The organism is Skermanella pratensis, from assembly GCF_008843145.1.
Lineage (GTDB): Bacteria > Pseudomonadota > Alphaproteobacteria > Azospirillales > Azospirillaceae > Skermanella > Skermanella pratensis.
The window spans coordinates 417696-440563 of record NZ_CP030265.1; the positions used below are offsets into that span (position 1 = coordinate 417696).

Below are 22868 nucleotides of genomic sequence, written 5' to 3' on the forward strand. Positions count from 1 at the left end.
GGGACCGTCGATGACCGATCGCAGACGCCGGTTCCTGGTCGGAGCCATGTCCCTCTACATCGCCTTCGTCTTCGTGCAGTCGCTGTTCTTCAAGTTCACCGACAGCCCGGAGACTCAACACATCTTCGGGACGCTGGACGCCTGGGCCGCCGGACTGGGGTTCGCCGGGCTGTTCGCCCCGACCGGCCCGTTCAGCCAGTACGTCGTCGGCTCGGCCGAGCTGGTCGCCTCGGCGCTCCTGCTGGCCGGGCTGGTCACCGGCCGGGTGCCGCTCCAGGGGGCGGGAGCCCTGCTGGCCCTCGGCGTCATCAGCGGCGCCATCTTCTTCCACCTGTTCACGCCCCTGGGCGTCCAGGTGGTGAACACCGACGGCAGCCTGGACGGCGGCGAGCTTTTCGCCCTGGCCTGCGGAGTCTGGATCGCGTCCGCCGCTATCCTGGCGCTGCGCCGCGCCGACCTGATGGCGCTCCTGCCGTTCGGGCGGTCCGGCGCCCGCCTGGGAAGGAGCTGAGGGGATGCCGATCCGGCGCGACCGCTACGGGCTGGCCGTGACGACGGAGTTTCCCGCCACGGTCGAGGCGATCGACCGCTTCACCGGGGAAGTCCTGAGCCACGGCCGCGACGCCGGCCTGCTGCTGGCCGCCGCCGAGGCCGATCCCGGCTGCGCCTTGCTCCAGGCCTATGCCGGGGCGCTGTACCTGTTCCTCCAGACCTCGGAGGGGATGGCGAAGGCGGCGCCGTTCCTGGAGCGCGCCCGCGCCCTGGTTCGCGGCGCGTCCGAGCGGGAGCGGCTGATGGTGGCGGCCCTCGATGCCTGGGGCTCGGGCGCCGGCGACCGGGCGCTCCATCTGCACCGGCGAATCGCCCGGGACTGGCCGCGCGACCTGCTCAACCTGAAGCTTGCCCAGGTCCACCAGCTCAACCGCGGCGACCGGGCGGGGATGCGGGAACTGGCGGAGGCCGCCCTGCCGCATGGCTGGCGGGTCAGCTACGCCTGGGGCCTGCTGGCCTTCGCCCTGGAGCAGGCGGGGGCGCTGGATGCCGCCGAGGATGCCGGCCGCCGGGCGGTCGCGATGAACCCGGACGACCCTTGGGGCCAGCACGCCGTGGCGCACGTGCTTGAGGCGCGCGGCGATCCCGCCGCCGGGCTGGCGTTCCTCGGTCCGCTGTCCGGCACCTGGGAGCGCTGCTCCAGCTTCATGTATACCCACAACTGGTGGCACACCGCCCTGTTCCGCCTGGACATGGACGAGGCGGCCGCCGCCCTGGCCCTGTTCGACGGACGGGTGTGGGGCGTGCGCAAGACCTATGTCCAGGATCAGGTCAACGCCGTGTCCCTGCTGTCGCGCCTGGAACTGCGCGGCATCGATGTCGGGGGCCGGTGGTCGGACGTGGCGGCCCATGTCCGTCCGCGGATCGGCGACCGGCAGAACGGATTCCTGGACCTGCATTACCTCTACGCCCTGGCGCGGGCGGGCGAGGAGGAGGCGGCGGCGAGCCTGCTGGCGGGGATCGAGGCTTTCGCCCGGTCCGGTCCGGCGCCCAGCCGCCCGGTCTGGGGCGAGGTGGCCTTGCCCGCCGCCCGCGCCCTGGCGGCCCATGCCGGCGGCCGGTTCGCCGAGGCCGCCGCGACCCTGGGACCGCTGCTGCCGAGGCTGTACCTGCTGGGCGGCAGCACCGCGCAGCAGACCTGGTTCCACCGTCTCCACCACGATGCCCGGATGCGTGCCGCCGGCGAGTCGCTTGCCCGGACAGGGGCCTGCGCATGAGGTGCCGCTCGCTGTTCCGCGCCGCCGGCCTAATCGCCGTCGCCTTCGGCATGGCCGGGTGCGGCGTTCCCGGACCGGCGACGCCGGCGGCGGCGATGGACCCCCTGCGCCGCAGCCTGTCCCTCGACGGCCTTGCGGATGGAGGGGCGCCGGTGACGGTCAGCTACCTGACGGCGGGCGACCCCTCGGGAATCCGGCTGATCCTGGTCCACGGCACGCCGGGCGCCGCCGACGGCTGGGCCGACTTCCTGGCCGATCCGCCGCCGGGGGTCGAGGTGGTGGCGCTGGACCGGCCGGGCTTCGGGGACAGCGGGCCGGAAGGCGCGGTGACCGCCCTCGACGGCCAGGCCGACGCCGTCGCGGCGCTGCTGCCGGACGACGGCAGGCCGGCGATCCTGCTCGGCCATTCTCTGGGCGGACCGATCGCGGCCCTGGCCGCGGCGCGCCATCCGGAGCGGGTGAGTGCCCTGATCCTGCTGGCCGCCTCCCTCGATCCCGATCTGGAGCGGATCCACCCCATGCAGCGGGTCGGCGCCTGGGCGCCCGTGCGGGCCGTCCTGCCGCGCCCGATCCGCAACGCCAATGCCGAGCTGTTCGCCCTGAAGCCGGAGCTGGAGGCGCTTCGCCCCGAACTGGCGCGGGTCCGCTGCCCGGTCCTGATCGTCCACGGCACCGACGACGACCTGGTGCCCTTCTCCAACGCCGCCTACGCCGAAGCGCACCTGACCGGCGCCTGCCGGGTCGAGACCGTGGTTCTGGACGGCGCCGACCATTTCCTGCCGTGGAACGCCGCCTCGACCGTGCGGGCGGCGATCGCCCGGGCGGAGGGCATGGAATGCTGACAAGCCTGGAGGCCACTCTCGGGGCGCTGGTCGCCGCGTCCGCCGACCCCTGGGTCATCCTGCCGGCGCTGGTCCTGATCACCTTCCTGCTGGAGGACGTGGCGATCGCGGCCGGCGTGGCCCTGGCGCTCAACGGCACCATCGGCTGGCCCGCCGCCTTCCTGGCAGTGGCCGGCGGCATCGCGCTGGGCGACCTCGGCCTCTACGGCATGGGCCGGCTGGCGCTCCGGGTGCCGGCGCTGCGCCTGCGGCTGGAGGACGCCCGGGTCGATCGGGCGCGGGCGGCGCTCGACGGAAGGCTCGGGATCGCCGTCCTGGTCGCCCGCGTGGTGCCGGGCCTGCGGCTCGCGACATACACCGCCGCCGGCCTGCTCGGCGTTCCCTTCCCCAGGTTCGCGGCCCTGGTCGTCGCGGCGGTCGCGGCCTGGACCGCCGGGCTGTTCTGGCTGGCGACCGCGCTGGGGCAGGCGCTCGGCGAGCTGCTGGAACGCACCCTCGGCCTCGACCCCGCGACCGCCGTCGTCCTGGCGCTCCTGCCGCTCGTCCTCCTCGCGCTGTTCCTGCCGCGCCTGCTGCGCGGACCTTCCGCGGCTAAACCCGTCGATACCGGGGTGTCCCCATGACCATGCTCGCCGAACCGCCGTCCCCCCTCCCGGCACCGGTTCCCGGACGGAACAACCGCGCGTGGCCGGTGCCGCACGCCGGGATGCCGCCCCTGGACACGGCCGGGGACCCCCTCAGCGCCTTCGAGTTCTGGTCGATGCGCCGGTTCTACTGGCCGATCGCGCTCTATGCCCTGTGGCTGATGGTGCGCTACCGCGGCGTCACGCTGCCGACCGCGGCCAACCCGTCCTTCCCCGGCGGCGGCCTTGTCGGCGAGTCGAAATCGGCCATCCTGGACCTCGCCTGCGCGGCGGCGCCCGATCATGTCGCTCCCTTCGTCGCGATCGACCGGCCCGGCCGTCCCGACGACCCCATCGGCGAGGCGCTGGCGGCGGAGGCCGCCATGACCGCGGCGGGCCTTGGCTTTCCCGTGGTCGCCAAGCCCGACCTGGGCTGCCGGGGCGCCGGGGTGCGGCTGGTCCGCGATCCGGGGGAGCTGGCGGCCTATCTGGAGGGGTTTCCGGCCGGGGCGCGGCTGATCCTCCAGCGCCACGTGGCGTACGAGGCGGAGGCCGGCGTCTTCTACGTCCGCGAGCCCGGCCGGGAGAGGGGCCGGCTCGTGTCGCTGACCCTGAAATACTTCCCCTATGTCCATGGCGACGGAAGCTCGACCCTGCGCGAGCTGATCCTGGCCGACCCGCGGGCCGGGCGGGTGCCCCATCTCTACCTGCCGCGCCACGCCGCCCGCTTGGACCAGGTGCCGGAGGCGGGAGAGCCGGTCCGGCTCGCCTTCGCCGGAAGCCACAGCCGGGGCAGCATCTTCCGTGACGGCACCGCGCTGGTCACCCCGGCCATGACCGCCCGGTTCGACGCCATCGCCCGAGCCATCCCGGAATTCTGGTTCGGCCGGTTCGACGTGCGGTTCGCCGATATCGTGCGGCTCCAGGCCGGCGAGGACTTCGCCATCCTGGAGGTCAACGGCGCCGGGGCGGAGATGACCCATGTCTGGGACCGTTCCAAGTCGCTCCGGCAGGCCAGGCGCGACCTGATGGAGCAGTACCGCCTGCTGTTCGCCATCGGCCGGGCCAACCGGGACCGCGGGCACCGGGGCCAGGGCCTCGGCGAGTTCTGGCGGGCCTGGCGGCGCGAGAAGGCGCTGACGCCGCATTATCCGCCGACCCTGTGACCCCATCTCGCATGCGGCCGAACCGGAGTCGCCGAGCATGAACGTCGCCGCCATCTTCTCAAGCCCCCTCTGGTCCGCAAGGTGGCCGACGAGGTCGAGCGGCAGCGGGTCGAGCGCGACGCGGAACAGGACCGGCGCGCCCGGCTGGTCCGTCAGAGCCGGGAGGGATAGCGGGTTCGGGCCGCGTGGACGGCCTACTCGGCCGCCTCCTCGGTGATCCCGGCCATCATCAGGCCCAGCCGGCGCTCGGTCGCCTTGCCGGCCGGGATCTCGCCGACCAGGTGGCCGTCGAACATCACCAGGATGCGGTCGCTCAACGCCAGGATCTCGTCCAGCTCGACCGAGACCAGCAGGATCGCCTTGCCGGAGTCGCGCAGCTCGACCAGCCTTCGGTGGATGAACTCGATCGCCCCGATATCGACGCCGCGCGTCGGCTGGCCGACCAGCAGCACGTCGGGGTTCCGCTCGATCTCGCGGGCCAGCACGATCTTCTGCTGGTTGCCGCCGGAGAAGTTGGCCGCGCGCAGGTCCGACAGGGGCGGGCGCACGTCGTAGCTCTTCATCTCGGCCTGGCACCGGCTGAGCATGGCGCCCCGGTCCATCAGGATGCGGCCGTTGTAGCGGGGATCGTCATGGTAGCCGAGGACCGAGCATTCCGCGGCCGAGAAGGACGTCACCAGCCCGACCTTCTGCCGGTCCTCCGGCACGTGGGCGACGCCGGCGCGGCGCAGGCCGCGGGCGTTGAACATAGCCTTGTCGCTGATCTTCTCGCCGTGCAGCCGGATCGAACCCCCGGATATGGGGTGGATTCCGGCCAGGGCCTCCAGCAGCTCCGACTGGCCGTTGCCCGAGACGCCGGCGATGCCGACGATCTCGCCGGCGCGGACCGACAGGCTGACGCCCTTGACCCGGGCGACGCCGCCGCGGTCGACCACCGTCAGGCCGCGCACGTCCAGCACCACCGGGCCGGGTTCCGCCGGCTTCTTGTCGACCCGGAGCAGCACCTTGCGGCCGACCATCAGCTCGGCCAGCTGGTCGCGGCCGGTCTCAGCCGTCCTGACGTTGGCGACCACCTCGCCCCGGCGCATCACGGTGACCGCGTCGGTCAGCTCCATGATCTCGCGCAGCTTGTGGGTGATGATGATGATCGTCTTGCCCTGGTCGCGCAGCGCCCGGAGGATGCGGAACAGGTGGTCCGCCTCCTGCGGGGTGAGCACGCCGGTCGGCTCGTCCAGGATCAGCAGGTCGGCGCCGCGGTACAGCGCCTTCAGGATCTCGACCCGCTGCTGGAGCCCGACGGGAAGCTCGCCGACCACGGCGTCCACGTCCACCTCCAGAGCGTATTCCCGCTCCAGGCGCTCAAGCTCCTTGCGGGCGCGGGCCAGGCCGGGCGCCAGGATGGCCCCGCCCTCGGCGCCGAGCAGCACGTTCTCCACCACGGTGAAGGTGTCCACCAGCATGAAGTGCTGGTGGACCATGCCGATTCCGGCCGCGATGGCGTCCCGGGGCGTGCGGATATCGGCCGGCTCGCCGTTGACCAGCACGGTTCCGCCGTCGGCTCGCAGATAACCGTAGACGATGCTCATGATCGTCGACTTGCCGGCGCCGTTCTCCCCGATCACGCCGTGGATGCTGCCCCGGCGGACGGTCAGGGAGACGTTCTTGTTGGCGTGGTTGGCGCCGAACCACTTGTCGATGCCGGCCAGTTCCAGGGCCGGCGGCCCGCGGTCGGAAGGCGGGCCGCCGAACCCGCCCCGCACGATGGTGTCTCCCGCCCGCTTTCCGGTCATGCCGCCCGTCCCCGCCCGTTTTCCCGCCGACGCCTACTGCCCGCCGGCGCCTACTGCTTGTACGGCTGGACCTGAAGCTCGCCGGCGATGATCCGGGCCTTGGCGGCCTCGACCTTCTGCTTCATGTCGTCGGTGACGAGCGACTGGTTGTGCTCGTCCACGGCATAGCCCACGCCGTCCTCCTTCAGGCCCAGGACCCGCGAACCCGAGGCCCAGGTGCCTTCCTTGGCCGACTTCATGCAGTCATGGACGGCCACGTCCACCCGCTTGATCATGGAGGTCAGGACGGAACCGGGATGCAGGTGGTTCTGGTTGCTGTCCACGCCGATCGACAACTTCTTGTTGTCGGTCACCGCCTGAAGGACGCCCAGCCCGGTCCCGCCGGCGGCGGCGTAGATCACGTCGGCGCCGCGGTCCATCTGGCTCTTGGCCAGCTCGCCGCCCCGGGTCGGGTCGCGCCATGCGGCCGGCGTGGTGCCGGTCATGTTCTGGAATACCTCCGCCTGCGGGTTGGCGTGCTTGACGCCCTGCTGGTAGCCGGTCGCGAAGTTGCGGATCAGCGGGATGTCCATGCCGCCGACGAATCCGACCTTGCCGGTCTTGGACGCCATAGCGGCCATCATGCCGACCAGGAAGGAGCCCTCATGTTCCTTGAAGGTGATGGACTGGACGTTGGGCGCCTCGACCACGCTGTCGATGATGCAGAACTTGGTGTCGGGAAACTCCTGCGCGACCTTGCCCATGGCGCTCGCCTGGGCGAACCCGACGCCGACCACCACGTTGGCCCCGCGCCGGGCCATGTTGCGGAGCGCCTGCTCGCGCTGGGCTTCCTGCGTCACCTCGAACTCGCGGTACTCGATGCCGCTTTCCTTCTTGAACCGCTCGGCACCGGCATAGGCAGCCTCGTTGAAGGACTTGTCGAACTTGCCGCCCATGTCGAAGACGATGGCGGGCTGGAAATCCTGGGCATGCGCCGATCCCGGCGCCATGCCGCCCGCGAGGGCCGTTACGGCGCAGGCCGTGATGGACAAGGCGGCAAAAAGTCTTTTCATCGTTTACCATCCGCTCCCTGGATTTGTCCGGCTATTCCAAACATAGCGCCCGGTTCGCTTTGATTACAGGGGGATAATGACGCAACGGAGGCCGGCGCGCCGGCCGGGACCGGTTTGACCCGAACCCTTGTCCGATCCTTCATTGGAACGTCACAACCATGCGCTAGACTTGTTAGTCTATCTGTCTCCTTCGTGTTCCACCCGGATCGACCACCGATGAGCAGCCGTTCCATGCCAGCGAATCCCGCCGACCAGCTAGAACCCGACCAGCTCGAACCCGACCCGCTTGCCGCCGACCCGCTTGCCGCCGACAACGAATACACGCTGCTGGAGGAGATCGCGAACGCGGTGACCCACGGCATCGGGGCGGTGCTCTCCGTGGCGGCCCTGGTGGCCCTGGTGGCGCTCGCCGCGGTGAAAGACGACGTCCGGGTGCTGGTCAGCCTGACCATCTACGGCTCCACCCTGGTGCTGCTGTACCTCGCGTCCACCCTGTACCACGCGGTCCGGCACGCGCGGGCCAAGCTGGTGTTCAAGACCTGCGACCATGCCGCCATCTTCCTGCTGATCGCCGGCACCTACACGCCCTACTGCCTGCTCGTGATGGACGGAGCATGGGGATGGACCCTGTTCGCGGTGATGTGGAGCATCGCGGCCTTCGGCGTCGTATTCAAGATCCTGCACACCAACCGCTACGCCCGGCTGTCGCTGATGCTGTACCTGTGCATGGGCTGGCTGGGGGTGTTCGCCGTCGGCCCGATCGTCGCGAACATGGCGACGGAGGGGGTGCTTCTGCTGGCGCTCGGCGGGCTGGCCTATACCGGCGGGGTCGCCTTCTTCCTGTGGGAGAGCATGCCGTTCAACCACGCGATCTGGCACCTCTTCGTGCTGGCCGGCAGCACCTGCCATTTCCTGTCGATCTATTTCTACGTGGCGCAAGGGGCGGTTTCCGCCTGACGCCGCCCGGCATGCGCGGCGACGCCGCCGGCGCCCGGTTCGGCGGCATCGCGATCTCCGCGGGCATGTCCTGCGCCGCGATTCCCTGGGTCGGGGCGGAGCTGGCCCTGCTGGCGCTCGGCACCACCCTGCTGTCCGGCAGCCCGGAGCGCCGGGACGTTGGCCTGCAGGGCGAGCCGGCCTGACCCACCGGCGCGCGATGCCCGCGGCGGCCGGTATCATCGCCCCGTTCAGGAGATCGCCTCGCGAGCATGTCATATCCATGCACGCATCTATTTTGTATTAATTCGCCGAAAATTCCAATACACGTTGAAAGAGATGCCGGGAAAGGCGCACTGTCGGCCTGAAGAACGGAGCCGATACAACCATCATGGTCGTTTTGGCTTGCAACCCTGCTGTGATGCCATCACCGGCTGCAGTCGCATTCGGCGATACAGCCATTTCCGGGTTTCAGCATCGGGCGAGCCGTTCCGCGATTTTCAGGAGTCGGAGTGCCTTCATGGGGGGATTCTTCGGTTCGGTCACGAGCTTCGGTCTGTGGGCCAAGCTCTTCTATACGGGTCTGCTGCTGCTTCTCGCGGCCGGCCTGCTCAGGGAGTCCTGGCGCCTGTGGTTCGACAGGACGGTCGCCATCGGCCAGTTCACAAGCCAGGCCGACGGCGCCGCGATCCAGGTCGACGACGCCTTCACCCGTCGCATCCTGCAGACCCACGCTCTTTTCAAGCAGCGGCTCGCGGAGGAGCCGGAGCGGCGCCGGCGGCTGGAGCTGGCGAACCGGCTTCTCGCCGACATCGCCGTGATCCCGACCTATGTGCCGCCGGTCCAGGATAGCCGAAGCCTGCTCAGCGACGTCCAGGCCAGCGTCCAGGGCGTCAACATCGGCGCGATCCTCCAGTCGCTGCGCAACTGGGTCAGCCCGCCGAACGAGATCACCGGCCACCTGGCCCAGGTCAACGGGGCCGTCCGATTGATGGCCAGCTGGCCGGAGCCGCTGCGCCTTCCGAGCGGGACGCTCGCCGTCGATCAGATCCACCTCTCCGGCCAGGGCGACCCCGGCGAGGTGAGCATCGGCCTGGTCTGCCGGATCGTCTACGCGCAGACCAGGAGAGGCGGCAATCAGGGACCGGATGGCCAGTACGCGGATGTCAGCGAAGAGGTGTTCTGCACCTGGGCGCGCCTGTGGTGGGAACTGCGCAACATAGTGGATCGCAACGATCCCTTGTCGGCGGCCGGCTACGCCACGCAGGTGGCACCCCTTCGCCAGCGCCTCGACGCGATCATCGCCCAGGGCACCAGGTTCCCCGAATTCTACCTGATGCGCGCCGAGATCATCGAACTGGCCCCGGCCGACCAGAAGAAAGCGGACGACATCGCCCTGGCCGCGCAGGACCTCGCGCGCTACACCGGATTTCTGCCGAACAGCGTGCTCGAGGCGGCCAGGCACCGGCAGGCCGAGGCGCCTGCGCCTCCACAGGCCGCCGCGCCCGAGCGGATCGCCGACGCCGTGGACTACCAGCCGCCGCCATCCCTGGGCGTGGCCGAGCTCGGACCGGACCGGAACGCGCGGGTCACCATGACCGTCCTCGTGGAGGACAAGCACGGAGACCGCTTCATCGTTCTCCCCGACTACGCCCTGGTCGAACGGCCCGGACCCGGCGGCAAGGTGTCCGGCGTCGAGATCTTCCAGCCGGGCCGGAACGAGCCGATCGGCAGGATCGTGGGGCGTATCCCGGAGAACGGCCCCGGCATCGTCCTGGCGCAGGCGCTGGCCGCCGACCTGACGGGAGGCCCCGAGCGGTTCGCGGCGGCCGATCCGGCGGTCGGCGACATGGTCGGCGTGCAGGTCGCCGAATCGCCCGGAAGGCCGAGCGAGATACTGATGACGCGGCTTTCCGCGGTCGAGGCGGATATCGGCGACAGGTCGGCACGTTCGGGGAAGTTCCTCGTGGCCGAAAACAGGATCACCCGGGCGGGTGACGGCGGGGCTCCGGTCCTGAACGAGGCCGGCGAAGTCGTCGCCATGGCCTACGCGAGTTCGGACCGGCAGAGCTATTTCCTTCCGATCGTCCGGATGTTGGTGGACGCCGGTTACCACGCGGTGCCGGCCGGGCAAGGAACGAAGAAGGCAGGGGGCGCACCATGAGCATCGTTGTCATCGATCCGGGTCATGGCGGCTGGGAAAAGATCGGAGGTTCCAGCCCGAACAACGCCACGGGACCCACCGGGCTGCTCGAGAAGGACGTCACGCTCCAGCTTGGGCTGGCCGTCCGCGACGCGCTCGGCGGGACGGGACTCGACATCGTCATGACCCGCGAGACCGACCGGAACCTCGGGCTTGCCGGCCGGGCCGCGGTCGCCGCCGCGAAGAAGGCGGCGGCCTTCGTGTCGATCCATCTGAACGGCTGGAAGACCGCCGACGTCCAGGGGACCGAAACCCTCATCCACGATGCGGCCGGCCCGTCATCCCGCCGCCTTGCGGAATGCGTCCAGGCCGCCGTGCTGCCGGTCACCGGCCTGCGGGACCGCGGCGTGAAGAAACAGGCCCTGGGGGTGCTCAATCCGGGGAGCCACGATCCCGGCACCGCCGCCTGCCTGGTGGAGGTCAGCTTCATGACCCAGCCGGCCGAGGAGACGCGGCTGAGGGACGCCGGTTACCGAACCCGGATCGCCCAGGCCATCGCCCGGGGCATCACGGCCTACCTGGTCGAAGCCGGACGCATGCCCGAGATCATGGTGGCCGGGGAGTACGAGGACGGCTACGCCGCCGGGCATGCCTCGGCACTTCCCGAAAGCGGCCCCGTCGCGGTGCCGCAATCCCTCGCGATGACCATCCCCTTCATCACGGAGCCCGGAAAGGCGCACGTGCCGTTCGCGGACATCACCGACGGTCCCGTGCACGACAAGCGGCGCATGCTCCACGGGTGGCGCTCCCCCGAGATCATCATCGACCGCGACGACTCCATCCATGCCGTTTTCGTCGAGCTGATGGCCCGCCGCCGCCAGGCCGTCTGCAAGATCGAGGCGTCGGGCAGGGACTTCAGGGGCGGGTCCGGAGCATGGAGCGGAACCGGCTTCCTGGTCGCCAAGGGCGTCCTCCTGACCAACCACCATGTCGTCAACTCGCCGGAGGTCGCCGCCGCCGCGGAATGCGTCTTCGACTACGAGGTCTCGGACGTGGACTATGCCAAGCGCCGCGACGCCCTCCCGAAGCCGGGACGGCGTTTCCGCCTGATGCCCGAGAGGCTGTTCATCACCAGTCCGTTCGACCACGGGCTCGACTACACATTCGTCGCGATCGACGACGCGGCGGAAAAGGAGTTCGGCTGCATCACGCTGGAGCGGGCGGCCTTCACGGTCGAGGTCGGGGAGCGCGCGTTCGTCATCCATCATCCCCGCGGCAAGCCCAAGCGCGTTTCGCTGGAGGACAGCGGCATCCTGGGGATCGACAGCAAGATCCTGCATTACACGACCGACACCGAGCCGGGCAGCTCCGGCGCATCGGTCTTCGACCGCAACTGCCGGCTCATCGCCCTTCACCACGCCAGCCAGGCCAATACCGGGGGCCTGCGGCGCGAGAACGGAACGGTGCCGGAATTCGTCAACGAAGGCATCAAGATCGCGGCGATCGCCCTGGACCTCGAGCAGCGCGTCGCGACGCCCGCCGATGCCGGAGCCGCCCGGCGGGTTCTCGCGGCGATCGAGGGATCGGACTCCCTGTCCGGCTATTTCGGCGGACTTGGACGCCGCACCGGTGCCGTGGGAGTCGAGAACGTGGTCGACACCTATCAGGCGTCGGACCAGGACATCGATATTGGCTTCTGGAACGTCGAACATTTCGCGACGCGCTTCGGGGCGAAGCTCGACGACGTCGCACAGGCCATCGTCGATCTGCGCCTCGACATATGGGCCTTGAGCGAGACGTCGGCCGAGGCGACCCGGATGCTGGTCGACCGCATCGAACAGCGGTTCGGCCAGCGTTACGAGTGGCTGCCGTCGGAACCCGAGGGAGGATCGAAGCAGGCGACCGCGGTCCTCTGGAACCCGACCGCCGTGACCGGGCGGGCGGCTCCCTGGCCTGACGACATCGACTGGATGCTGCGGCAGGACTCGCGTGAATTCAGCCTTGCCGGCAGGACGCCGGAAGCGGTGCATGGGGCCGTGTTCCCGCGCTATCCGGCCCGGTTCCATTTCACCGCCGCCGGTTCCCGGGGGCCGGAAAGTGGCGCACCGTTCGACTTCTTCCTCGTGCCCCTGCACCTCAAGGCCATGGACGAGGGCAGTCTGAGGCGGCGGATGGCGTCCAGGATCCTGGCCTTCGCGGTCGAGCGCGCCGTCCGCGACCATGGCGACGACGCGGACTGGATCCTTGGCGGCGACATGAACGACGAACTGGCCGGCGGCGACTTCAAGGACCTGCTCGACGCCGATTTCTCGGCTCTCGGCGCGGCCGACGAGCAGGATGGCGCGTTCACCTATCTGAAGCGTCCCAAGTCCCTGATCGACCATGTCTTCCTCTCGCCCAACCTGAAGCAGGTGGCCGGTCCGGACGACTTCTTCATTCTCGCGAAGGACCGGACGTCTCCGATCGACTATCTGAAACGCCTGTCCGACCACCGCCCGGTGCTGCTGCGCCTCTCCTTGCCCGACCGGGGGCGGGTCGTGGCGGACTCCGAAGGGGTGATGGAAAGCCTGGACGAGGTCCTGCGCAGGGTTTACGGAGCCCGGAAAGGGTCAGGAAAGAAGGCGGCCCGGCTCGCCCGCGCCGACGTCTGAGCGGGAGCCTGTCCCGACGGGAGGCCGGCCACGGTGCCGGCCTTGCCCACCGGCATGGTGGTCCGGCACAGTGTTTTTGATTGGTTCATCGTAGGTCGGCCTCGGCCGAAGGCCGACGCCGACAGCATGGCCGGAGCGTTGACGCAAGGTGTCGGCGTTCGCCCTGACGGGCGAAGGCCGGCCTACCGCACTCCGCTCCGCCGGACGTCGTCGAAAACACCGTGCCGAGCCCGCCTAGCCCACCGGCAGGCCGCGGTTCCGCAGAAGCGCGTCGGTCTGCGGCTCGCGGCCGCGGAACGCCACGTAGAGCTCCATCGGGTCGCGGGTGTCGCCGGCTTCGTAGATGTCCTTCAGGCGGGCGGCGAGGCGGGGGTTGAACAGGTCGCCCGCCTCCTTGAAGGCGTCGAAGCCGTCGGCGTCCAGCACTTCCGACCACATGTAGGAATAGTAGCCGGCCGCATAGCCGCCGGAGAACAGGTGCTTGAAGTGGGGCAGCCGGTGCATCAGGCCCACTTCCTTCGGCATGCCCAGCCGGTCCAGCACGTCGCGTTCGAAGGCTTCCGGGTCCAGGTTGTCCGGGTTGGTCTGGGAATGGATCTCCATGTCCATCAGCGCCGAGCCGGTATAGGCCACCGTGTCGAAGCCCTGGCCGAACTTCCGCGCCTCCAGCAGGCGGCCCAGCAATTCCTCCGGGATCGGTTCGCCGGTCTCGTGGTGCACCGCATAGGCGCGGAGCGTCTCCGGCGCCGACAGCCAGTGCTCGTAGACCTGCGACGGGAACTCCACGAAGTCGCGCCGGACGGAGGTGCCGGACTGCGACGGGTAGCGCGCCTTGCTCAGCAATCCGTGCAGCGCGTGGCCGAACTCGTGGAACAGCGTCTCCGCGTCGTTGAAGGTCAGCAGCGACGGCCGGCTCTTGGCGAAGTTGCTGTTGTTGACGATGATCGGCGTGACCTCCTCCTCGTAGGATTCGGAATCGCGGTAGCTGCTCATCCAGGCGCCCGACCGCTTGGAGGCGCGGGCGAAATTGTCCTGGATGAACAGGCCGACATGCCGGCCGGTCTCCTTGTCCCTGACCTCGTACAGGCGGGCGTCCAGGTGATAGAGCGGCAGGTCCGCGCGCTCGACGAACGTGATGCCGAACAGCCGGGTCGCCGTGTCGAACGCCGCGCGGACCATGTTGTCGAGCAGGAAGTACGGCTTGATCTCGCCGTCGTCCAGGTCGTACCGGGCCTTCCGTACCCGCTCGGCGTAGAAGCGCCAGTCCCACGCCTCGATGGCGCCGTCGAAGCCGGCCTGCTCCGCCTCGGCCTGGATCAGGCCGCGCTCGGCGATCGCCTGGGCGCGGGCCGGCTCCCACACCTGGTTCAGCAGGTTCATGACCGCCGTCGGCTGCTTCGCCATGGTGTCGTCGAGCTTGTAGTCGGCATATGTGGGATAGCCCAGCAGCCGGGCCTGCTCGGTCCGAAGCGCCACGATCTCGCGGATCAGGTCGCGGTTGTCGGTCTCGCCGGCGTTGGCGCCCCGGCTGGTCCAGGCGCGGTGCGCCTTCTCGCGCAGGTCCCGCCGGGTCGAGAAGGTCAGGAACGGCTCCACCGAGGAACGCAGCAGGGTGATGACGTACTTGCCTTCCAGCCCGCGCTCGGACGCGGCCTGGGCCGCCGCCTCCCGCACATAGCCGGGCAGGCCGTCCAGGTCGGACTCCTCCAGGACCAGCTGCCAAGCCTGCTCGTCGGCCTGGACATGCTGGCCGAACAGCGTCGTCAGGGTCGCCAGCCGCTCGGAGATCTCCGCCATGCGGACCTTGGCCGCGGGCTCCAGGGCGGCGCCGCTCCGCACGAAGCCCAGGTGGCTGCGCTCCAGCAGGCGCATCTGATCCGGCTCCAGCCCCAGGTCTTCGCGCCGCGCGTAAAGGTCGGCGACGCGCTCGAACAGGGCCGGGTTGAGCGAGATCCTGGCGTTGTACTGCGCCAGCTTCGGGCTGTAGTCGCGGGCGATCGCCTCCAGGTGCTCGTTGGTGTGGCTGGAATTGAGGTTGAAGAACACCGAGCAAACCCGGTTCAGCAGCCGCCCGGCCGCCTCCATGGCCTCGATCGTGTTGGCGAAGGTCGGCGCCTCGGCCGAGGTGGCGATGGCGTCGAACTCGGCAAGGCCTTCCTCCATGCCGCGGTCCAGGGCGGCTGGGAAATGCTCGGGCCGGATCCGGTCGAAGGGGGAAAGCCGAACTCGGCGGTCCACGGCGTGAAGAACGGGTTGTCGGCGGACATCAAGGCCTCGTGATCAACTGGAACCGTGATGATAGCCGCTTCCCGCACCGACCACAAATCCCGGCCCGCAGGCCCGTGGCGCAGTGACGGTCACGAGTCCGGGAAGCCAAGCGCCGGCTCCAGCGCCTCGAAGCTCCGGTTCATCGCGTAGGCGGAGTTGAGCCACAGAGGGATATGGCCGTAATGGAACGAGATCTGGCTCTCCGCCTCCTCCTCGCCCAGGCCGGCGATGCCGGCGACGTAGAGGGCGGAGACCAGCCCGCTGCGGTCCGCGCCGGACAGGCAGTGGATCAGGACCGGCTTCTCCGCGGTCCGGAGGAGCGCCATCAGGTCGCCGAACTGGGCCACGGTCAGTTCGCGGCGCGAGGACATGCGGAAATCCATGTGGCCGATGCCGAGCCTTCGCGACGCCTCCACCTCGGCGTCGTACCAGGCGCTGCCGGTGTTGTCGCCGCGCAGGTTGATGATCGTCCTGATCCCGTAGTCCTTCCGGTACCGCGCGATCCGCTCCGGCGTGGGCTGGGCCGAGCGGTAAAGCTCGTCCGCCACCACGGAATGGAAATTCTCCCCGAGCAGGACGATCGCCAAGTGAAGCGCCGCGATGCCGAGACCGACCGACAGGATGCTGAGCAGGGCGACCGCGGCCGCTTTTCCATAGGATGAAAGAAACGATGCCGGCGGGCACGTCAGCGGTTTTTCCATGATTTTCCCGATGGTCCTTCCAATGTCTCCGGCCCATGCCGCAGGCCGGATCGGGGGCGGCGGTCCCCTCCGGTCGTCGCAGGGGACACCATCGGGCTGACAGGAACCTGACGGCGGTACGGGATCGTCTCCGACGCCGCCCATGCCCCGGCGCATCGCTCCCTCGCGTCGAAGGCGGATCATGCGGATACCGGTGGTCGAGGATCACCCCGCGCGGCGCGCTGGCGGGAGCGGGCATACGGGCGCAGGTAGGGAATGTTTTAGCAATAGGGTCGATATGGTTCCGCCTCGATCGGACGATGCCGCCCCTCCGGAACAGGGGCGGACGGCCAACCGAAAAGAATTCCCCGGAGCCGGACGGCATGCGCGCAACGGAACACGACGGCATTCCGCCGATCTTCCCCCTGGCCGGAAAGAAGGTCTGGGTGGCCGGTCACCGGGGCATGGTCGGCTCGGCCATCGTCCGGCGGTTGGCCGCGGAGGATTGCGCCATCCTGACGGTGAGCCGCGACGCGGTGGACCTCCGCCGCCAGGCCGAGGTGGAGGACTGGGTCGGGTCCCGCCGGCCCGACGCGATCTTCCTCGCCGCGGCCACGGTCGGCGGCATCCATGCCAACAGCACCCGTCCGGCGGACTTCATCCACGACAACCTGCTGATCGAGGCGAACGTCATCCACGCCGCCCATCTTGCCGGCGTCTCGAAGCTGCTGTTCCTGGGGTCGTCCTGCATCTATCCGAAACTGGCGCCCCAGCCCATGACCGAGGACGCCTTGCTGACCGGACCGCTGGAGGAGACGAACCAGTGGTACGCCCTCGCCAAGATCGCCGGCATCAGGCTGTGTCAGGCCTACCGCACGCAGCATGGCTGCGACTTCATTTCCGCCATGCCGACGAACCTGTACGGAATCAACGACAATTTCGACCCGATGAGCAGCCACGTGCTGCCCGCGCTGCTGCGCAAGATCCACGCCGCCATGCGTGACGGGCGGGATCGGGTCGAGGTCTGGGGGACCGGCTCGCCGCGCCGGGAATTCCTGCATGTGGACGATCTGGCCGACGCCTGCCTGTTCATGATGAAGCACTACTCGGGCTGCGATCACCTGAACGTCGGCTTCGGCAAGGACATCTCCATCCGCGGCCTGGCCGCGCTGATCGCGGACATCGTCGGGTTCGACGGCACCTTCGTCTTCGATCCGGACAAGCCCGACGGCCCGCCTCGCAAGGCGCTCGACATCTCGCGCCTGTCGGGCCTGGGCTGGAAAGCCTCGATCGGACTGCGCGCGGGCATCGCGTCCACCTACGACTGGTTCCTGGGCCATCACCCGGCGGCGGCGGAGCCGGGCCGGTAACGCCGCACCCTTCCGGCGGCATATCCCGTCGGAGTGGCGGCATGGGCCGGAGGGGGTCCTGTTTCTTTTTTCTCCCGGCTCGGGGCCGTCCTCGGCACGCTGACGGAGGACGGCGGGGCCGCCCGGGTCATCGCCCACCGGATCTTGGAAAGGGCCGGGACCCAGCGGGCATTCCTGGCGGTGGTGCTGGCCCGGGGGATCCTGCATCGGCACCTTCTGATTTCTGGGAGGGGAACCATGATCCGCCGCCTGGTGGCCGCCGTCCTGCTCATCTTCCCGTTCACTTCGGCGTCGGCGAGCGCCGACGAGCTTCGGCTCGTCGCCGGCGAACTGCCGCCTTACGCGTTCCACGTGCCGCCGCCCACGGTGGCCGAAGCCGGCGAGCCGATGGGCCTCGTCTACGAGGTCGTCCGCGAGGTCGCTTGGCGGATCGGGCACTCGGGCACCGTCGAGTTCCGGCCCTGGGTCCATGCCCAGGAACTGGCATCGACCCAACCGAACACCGGCATCCTGCCCCTGACCCGCTCCCCGGAGCGGGAGGACAAGTACCGCTGGCTGTTCAACGTGATCACGGACGACCTCGTCCTGGTCGGCGGAGCGGGAGTCGATGTCCGCGACCTGTGGTCGGTCAGGGACCGGCCCGTCGGCGTGCTCCGGCGCAGCGGGGCGGACGCGCTTCTGCACGGGCACGGCTTCAACCGGGTCCAGACGGCGACCGAGGAGTGGATCAATGCCCAGCGGATGAAGGACCGGCTGATCGACGCCTGGCTGGCCCCGCGCCTGATGGTGCTCTACGCCTACCGCGAGGTCGGCGGCGACGTCTCGGAACTCCATATCGGCCAGGTCGTGCGCCGGAGCGAGATATGGCTCGCCGCGTCCAAGGACATATCGGACCAGGAGGCCAGGCGCTGGCAGGACGGTTTCGAGCGGGTGCGTGCCGACGGCACCTACGACGCCATCCTCGCCCGCTACGTCCGGCTGAGGCCGGAGCCCGTCCCGGAGGGCCGGCGTTCCGTGGAGATCCAGTGGGTCAATTGAGGGTGCCGCACCCTCAGCGCCGAAGCCCGGCGAGCCAGCGGGCCATGACCGGGAACAACGCGGGGCTGCCGACCAGTTCGTGCCCGGCGCCATCGAACGGCACCACCTGCGCGCGCCCGCCGGCCGCCGCCGCGAGCGCCGTCGCGTGACCGTAGGGTATGGTCCTGTCCGCCGTGCCGTGCAGGATCAGGACCGGCGCGGCCACGCGGCCGATCTTGGCGGCATTGTCGAAACGGTCCCGCATCAGCAGGCGCACCGGGACGAAGGGATAGACGGGTGCCGCGACGTCGGGCAGCGACGTGTAGCCGGAGATCAGCACCAGCCCGGCCACCGGGAAAGAGGAGGCCAGCTCGGTCGCCGGGCCCGACCCGAGCGAGTTGCCAACGAGAACGGTGTGCGACGCGGGCACGCCGTTCGCGGAAAGCCATCCCATGGCGGCCCGGCCGTCGGCATAGAACCCGGCCTCGCTCGGACTGCCGGGATTCCCGTCATATCCCCGGTATCCCGCCAGCAGCAGCCCGTAGCCCTCGGCCCCCAGTCCCGCCGTGACCCGGAGCGAGCCGGACAGCCCGTCGGCATTGCCGTGGAAATAGACGAGGGTCGGCCTGCCCGCCGCGGCCGGCCGGTGGAGCGCCCGCAGGTCGAGGCCGTCCTCCGTGCGGTAGGCGACCTCCCGGAAGCCGGGGACGGCGTGGAGGTCGGGGGAGCCGGCGACATGTCCGCCCGGAAGATCATCGGCCGCTGCAGGGCATAGAGCGCGCCGACCACCACCAGGTAGAACCCGACCAGCGGAAGCGCGATGGATAAAAGCTTGCTCGACCACATCTCCGGTCCCCTCCCGAAAAGAACGCCCGCCCGCACCGCCGGCATGATCTGCGCCGTCGGGAGAGCCGACGCAACCCTCCGGCGCGCCGGCCTGTTGGTTTGGGATAAAACCGTCGGGCAAGAAGGAAGACACGCATGACGACCGACAGCTCCCCAGTCTGGTTCATCACCGGCTGCTCCACCGGCTTCGGCAAGGAGCTTGCCAAGCTGGTGCTCGACCGCGGATGGCGTGCGGTGGTGACGGCCCGCGACGCCGGCCGGGTGCGCGACCTGGTTTCCGGCCACGAGGACCGCGCGCTGGCGCTGTCGCTGGACGTGACCGACGCCGGCCAGGTCGCGGCATCGGTCAAGGCGGCGGAAGACCGCTTCGGCACCATCGACGTCCTGGTGAACAACGCCGGCTATGGCTACCAGGCCGCGATCGAGGAAGGCGACGACGCCGAGATCCGCGCCATGTTCGAGGCCAACGTGTTCGGACTGGCCGCCATGATCCGCGCCGTGCTGCCGGGCATGCGCGCCCGCAAGCGCGGGCATATCGTCAACCTCTCCTCGGTCGCCGGCTTCGTCGGGTTCCCCGGTTCCGGCTACTATGCGGCGACCAAGCATGCCGTCGAGGGGCTCTCAGAGTCGCTCGCCCGGGAGGTCGAGCCGCTGGGCATCAAGGTCCTGTGCGTCGAGCCCGGACCCTTCCGCACCGACTGGGCCGGGCGTTCCCTGAAGCAGACGCCGAGCCGGATCGCCGACTATGCCGAAACCGCCGCGTCGCGCATGCGGTCGACCGCCGACATCAGCGGCAAGCAGCCCGGCGACCCGGTACGCGCCTGCGCCGCCATCATAAAGGCCGTGGAAGCGGAGAACCCGCCGCGCCACCTCGTCCTCGGCGCCTTCGGCGTGGAGGCGGTGCGCGGCAAGCTGGCCGGCGTGATCGAGGAGATCGACGCCTGGAAGGAGACCAGCCTCGGCGCCGATTTCCCGAAGGAGTGATCGGGGCAGCGTCGGGGCCGGCGGGATCAGGGATGGGCGTCGGCGCCCTCCCGCGGCCGCCGGCCCAGCAGGCGGATGTCCGGGTTCCAGGTGCGCGCCAGGGCATCCGCCGCCTCGATCATGCCGCCCCGGCGCAGGATCGCCTGGCGGTGGCGCAGCAGGCGGGCCGACACGGCCTTTTCCGCCAGGTCCCCGCCCAGCATGTCGTCGGTGCCGTCCCGGCGCAGGCGGTGGATCACCTCCTCCAGCAGACGGCCCTCGGCTTCCGGTTCCTTGTGGTCCAGCGGATGGTTCCGCCCCAGCTCCGCCAGCAGCCGTTCCAGCAGCACCGCGCGGCACGACGGCGCCTTGCCGTCCCGAACCAAGCCTCCCAGCCGCGCCAGCAGGGGATTCGTGCCGGCGGCGGCAAGGTCCAGGCGGCCATGCAGCAGGTCGGCCAGCCGGCACAGGGACGCCGCGAGATGGCGCTGGGGGCCGAGCAGCTCCTTGACGATGTCGGCGCTGCCCAGCGCGTCGGCCGCGACGGCCTCCAGCAGCCCGGACAGGTGGGGGTCGAGACCGTCGGCCATCAGCCCGACCACCGCCTCCAGCTTTCCGCCGATCGACGGTAACCCCATGAGGTGGTCGCATAGGAGGGCGGTGAACACGAAGTCGTGGCGCTCCGAACCTTCCCGCGCCCTGACCCGCCGGCTGAAATGCTCCAGGGCCTGGGGGTCGAAGCGCGGCAGGCGGCGCTTCTCGCCGGCCAGGTCGCGCGCCTGGGACAGGCCTTCGCGGATCAGCGTCTCCAGCGCCCGGACCCGCTCCCTGGCGGGTACGCCCAGTTCCTTGGCCTGGGCCGCGGCGATCTGGTGGGTGGCCGTGTTGACCAGGCTGCCGGTGTCCTGGAGCTTCCGCAGATAGGTCCAGTTGTGCAGCAGTTCCGTCGTGGTGATCCGGTGCTTGTCCAGGAACATCCTGAACAATCGGCCCAGGATCATCCGGCTTTCCAGGCCATGGATGTCGTTCACCGTCGTGCAGGGGCCGACCCGCTCGACCTTGCCCTTCACGGTGATCGGCTTGTCCCGGACCGGCGCCCTCGTCTCGTGGAAGATCTCCGCCTTGGTCGAGTAGCCGGTGATCATGCTCCGGACGCGGACGATCCTGGCCTCCTCGCAGTCCCCGGCGGCCAGCAGGAGGCGGGCCGCCTCGATGGCCTCGGCCTCGCCGGTTCCCGAGCCGGTCTCGCGGACCACGCTCTCGATGATCCAGCGGCCCTCCCGGGAAACCAGGATCTCGTAGTGGACAATCCGACCCTTGATCATCTCCGCCCGCTCCGTTCGAACCGCGCCCGCTGTCGAACCCCATCGGACTACACCGAAATCTTAAACTTTTTGTTGCACTTAGAAATCGATGCAATCTTAGAACGCAGGAAGCTTGATGACTCCGCACGAGCTGCTGGCCATCATCGACAGGCATGACCGCTGGCTCTCCCGGCGCACCGGAGGCGCCAGGGCCTGCCTGGCCATGGCCGACCTCCGGGGGATGCATCTCGCCGACACCAACCTTCAGAGGATCAAGCTGTCCGGCGCGATCCTCACCGGCTGCGACCTGAAGCGGAGCGACCTGTCGGAGGCCGACCTGTTCGCCGCCGACCTGAAGGCGGCCGACCTGACGGGCGCCAACCTGCAACGGGCCGACCTGCGGGGCGCCCATCTCCGCGGCGCGCGGCTGCGGGGCGCCAATCTCCGCGACGCGGACTTCAGGGGCGGCGCCCTGCTCGACCACAAGGGCGGCAACACCCTGACCGTCCGGCGGTCGGACCTGCACGGCGCCGATTTCGACGACGGGCTGCTGGCCCGCGCCAACCTGTCGGGCGCCGACATGTCGGAGGCGAAGCTCAACGGGGCCGACTGCACGGGCACCCTGATGGCCGGCGTCAACCTCGCCAACGCCAGCCTGCGCGATGCGAATCTCGGCTCTGCCGATCTCAGGGGAGCCAACCTGAGCGGCGCCAACCTGTCCGGCGCATCCCTGAAGGATGCGGACCTGACCGGGGCGAATCTCCTGGGCGCCAGCCTGCGGAACGCCGACCTGACGGGGGCGGCCCTGGACGGCGTCGATCTGACCGGCGTCGACTGCACGGGCGCCAACATCCGGAGGAACGCCGACCAGTTCCCCCGGACGGTCCGGCAGAGCCTGGAAAGCCACTACGCCTGGGTCAGGAGCGGCGGCACCAAGGGCGGACGCGCCGACCTCGCCGGCCAGGACCTGTCCCACATCGACCTGACGCGGGTGAATCTCAGCGGGGCCAATCTCCGCGGGGTCGATCTGTCCCGCGCCACGCTCCGGGATGTCCTGGTCGTCATGTCGGACCTGTCGGATGCCGTCCTGCGTGACGTGGATTTCACCGGAGCGACCCTGGACGGCTCCAACCTGCGGGGCAGCGACCTGGGCGGCGCCAGGCTGGACCGCGCGAAGCTGGGGTCGGTCGACATCAGGAGCGGCGCCGACCGCGCCACCGGGCGCCGGTGGCCGGTCAACCTGACCGGGGCCAGGCTGGTCGGCGCGAGCCTCGTCGGCGCCAACCTCCGGGACGCCAACCTCGCCTTCGCCGACCTCAGCGGCGCCGACCTGACCGACGCGGTGCTGATCGACGCCAACATGGCCGGGATCGTCCTGGACGGGGCGAAGCTGGACGGCGCGATCCTGCCCGCCATGACGGACGACGACTGACGCCGCGATCGTTCCG

At 69.8% G+C, this 22868-nt stretch carries 19 protein-coding genes; 13 read left to right on the forward strand and 6 right to left on the reverse strand.

Annotation, left to right across the window (positions count from 1 at the left end; genetic code table 11):
- Positions 1-10 precede the first annotated feature (10 nt).
- From DPR14_RS01900 to DPR14_RS01920, 5 genes are read left to right on the forward strand one after another with little or no spacing between them, the layout of a single operon-like run.
- Positions 11-511, forward strand: coding sequence for a hypothetical protein (locus tag DPR14_RS01900; RefSeq protein ID WP_192499226.1), 501 nt, complete (start codon positions 11-13; stop codon positions 509-511).
- 4 nt (positions 512-515) lie between these two features.
- Complete coding sequence (locus tag DPR14_RS01905) at positions 516-1769, forward strand: tetratricopeptide repeat protein (RefSeq protein WP_158043659.1); 1254 nt, start codon at positions 516-518, stop codon at positions 1767-1769.
- Positions 1766-2611 carry an alpha/beta fold hydrolase gene (locus DPR14_RS01910; RefSeq protein ID WP_158043660.1) on the forward strand — a complete coding sequence of 282 codons (846 nt, stop codon included), beginning with the start codon at positions 1766-1768 and terminating at the stop codon, positions 2609-2611. Before DPR14_RS01905 ends, DPR14_RS01910 begins: the two co-directional genes overlap by 4 nt.
- Positions 2605-3234 carry a DedA family protein gene (locus DPR14_RS01915; RefSeq protein WP_158043661.1) on the forward strand — a complete coding sequence of 210 codons (630 nt, stop codon included), beginning with the start codon at positions 2605-2607 and terminating at the stop codon, positions 3232-3234. The genes DPR14_RS01910 and DPR14_RS01915 overlap by 7 nt, the downstream gene beginning before the upstream one ends.
- Positions 3231-4400: a D-alanine--D-alanine ligase gene (locus DPR14_RS01920; RefSeq protein WP_211103895.1), complete on the forward strand. Its 1170-nt coding sequence runs from the start codon at positions 3231-3233 to the stop codon at positions 4398-4400. The genes DPR14_RS01915 and DPR14_RS01920 overlap by 4 nt, the downstream gene beginning before the upstream one ends.
- A gap of 194 nt (positions 4401-4594) precedes the next feature.
- On the opposite strand, the gene DPR14_RS01925 is transcribed toward DPR14_RS01920, so the two are convergent.
- Entirely contained in the window at positions 4595-6190 is a 1596-nt protein-coding gene (locus tag DPR14_RS01925; protein WP_158043662.1) for an ABC transporter ATP-binding protein, read from the reverse strand.
- A gap of 50 nt (positions 6191-6240) precedes the next feature.
- A complete protein-coding gene (locus tag DPR14_RS01930; protein ID WP_158043663.1) occupies positions 6241-7242 on the reverse strand; it encodes a BMP family lipoprotein in 1002 nt (333 codons plus the stop codon).
- A 231-nt stretch (positions 7243-7473) separates the two neighbouring features.
- Between DPR14_RS01930 and trhA the strand changes: the two genes are divergently transcribed.
- From trhA to DPR14_RS01945, 4 genes are all read left to right on the forward strand, one after another.
- Positions 7474-8199: a PAQR family membrane homeostasis protein TrhA gene (gene trhA, locus DPR14_RS01935; protein ID WP_211103896.1), complete on the forward strand. Its 726-nt coding sequence runs from the start codon at positions 7474-7476 to the stop codon at positions 8197-8199.
- 11 nt (positions 8200-8210) lie between these two features.
- Complete coding sequence (locus DPR14_RS27080) at positions 8211-8384, forward strand: hypothetical protein (RefSeq protein WP_192499227.1); 174 nt, start codon at positions 8211-8213, stop codon at positions 8382-8384.
- Between the two features lie 314 nt (positions 8385-8698).
- Positions 8699-10342 carry a hypothetical protein gene (locus DPR14_RS01940; protein ID WP_158043664.1) on the forward strand — a complete coding sequence of 548 codons (1644 nt, stop codon included), beginning with the start codon at positions 8699-8701 and terminating at the stop codon, positions 10340-10342.
- Positions 10339-12972 carry an N-acetylmuramoyl-L-alanine amidase gene (locus DPR14_RS01945; protein WP_158043665.1) on the forward strand — a complete coding sequence of 878 codons (2634 nt, stop codon included), beginning with the start codon at positions 10339-10341 and terminating at the stop codon, positions 12970-12972. Before DPR14_RS01940 ends, DPR14_RS01945 begins: the two co-directional genes overlap by 4 nt.
- Positions 12973-13206: 234 nt before the next feature.
- Here DPR14_RS01945 and DPR14_RS01950 read toward each other — a convergent pair whose 3' ends face one another.
- Together DPR14_RS01950 and DPR14_RS01955 are read right to left on the reverse strand one after the other, a co-directional pair.
- Positions 13207-15210 (reverse strand): M3 family metallopeptidase, encoded by a 2004-nt coding sequence (locus DPR14_RS01950; protein ID WP_246148726.1) that lies wholly within the window; start codon positions 15208-15210, stop codon positions 13207-13209.
- A 119-nt stretch (positions 15211-15329) separates the two neighbouring features.
- A complete protein-coding gene (locus DPR14_RS01955; protein WP_158043666.1) occupies positions 15330-15941 on the reverse strand; it encodes a dual specificity protein phosphatase family protein in 612 nt (203 codons plus the stop codon).
- Between the two features lie 362 nt (positions 15942-16303).
- Here DPR14_RS01955 and fcl point away from each other — a divergent pair, with 362 nt between their 5' ends.
- Entirely contained in the window at positions 16304-17290 is a 987-nt protein-coding gene (fcl, locus tag DPR14_RS01960) for a GDP-L-fucose synthase (RefSeq protein WP_281352669.1), read from the forward strand.
- Positions 17291-17527: 237 nt separating this feature from the next.
- Complete coding sequence (locus tag DPR14_RS01965; RefSeq protein ID WP_158043667.1) at positions 17528-18328, forward strand: substrate-binding periplasmic protein; 801 nt, start codon at positions 17528-17530, stop codon at positions 18326-18328.
- Between the two features lie 13 nt (positions 18329-18341).
- On the opposite strand, the gene DPR14_RS01970 is transcribed toward DPR14_RS01965, so the two are convergent.
- On the reverse strand, positions 18342-19151 hold the full coding sequence (locus DPR14_RS01970) for an alpha/beta hydrolase (RefSeq protein WP_158043668.1): 810 nt from the start codon (positions 19149-19151) through the stop codon (positions 18342-18344).
- Positions 19152-19288: 137 nt separating this feature from the next.
- On the opposite strand from DPR14_RS01970, the gene DPR14_RS01975 reads away from it, so the two are divergent.
- On the forward strand, positions 19289-20137 hold the full coding sequence (locus DPR14_RS01975) for an oxidoreductase (protein ID WP_158043669.1): 849 nt from the start codon (positions 19289-19291) through the stop codon (positions 20135-20137).
- Between the two features lie 26 nt (positions 20138-20163).
- Here the strand turns inward: DPR14_RS01975 and DPR14_RS01980 are convergent, their stop codons facing one another.
- Positions 20164-21441: a hypothetical protein gene (locus DPR14_RS01980; protein WP_158043670.1), complete on the reverse strand. Its 1278-nt coding sequence runs from the start codon at positions 21439-21441 to the stop codon at positions 20164-20166.
- A 115-nt stretch (positions 21442-21556) separates the two neighbouring features.
- Between DPR14_RS01980 and DPR14_RS01985 the strand changes: the two genes are divergently transcribed.
- Positions 21557-22852: a pentapeptide repeat-containing protein gene (locus DPR14_RS01985; protein ID WP_158043671.1), complete on the forward strand. Its 1296-nt coding sequence runs from the start codon at positions 21557-21559 to the stop codon at positions 22850-22852.
- Positions 22853-22868: the final 16 nt, after the last annotated feature.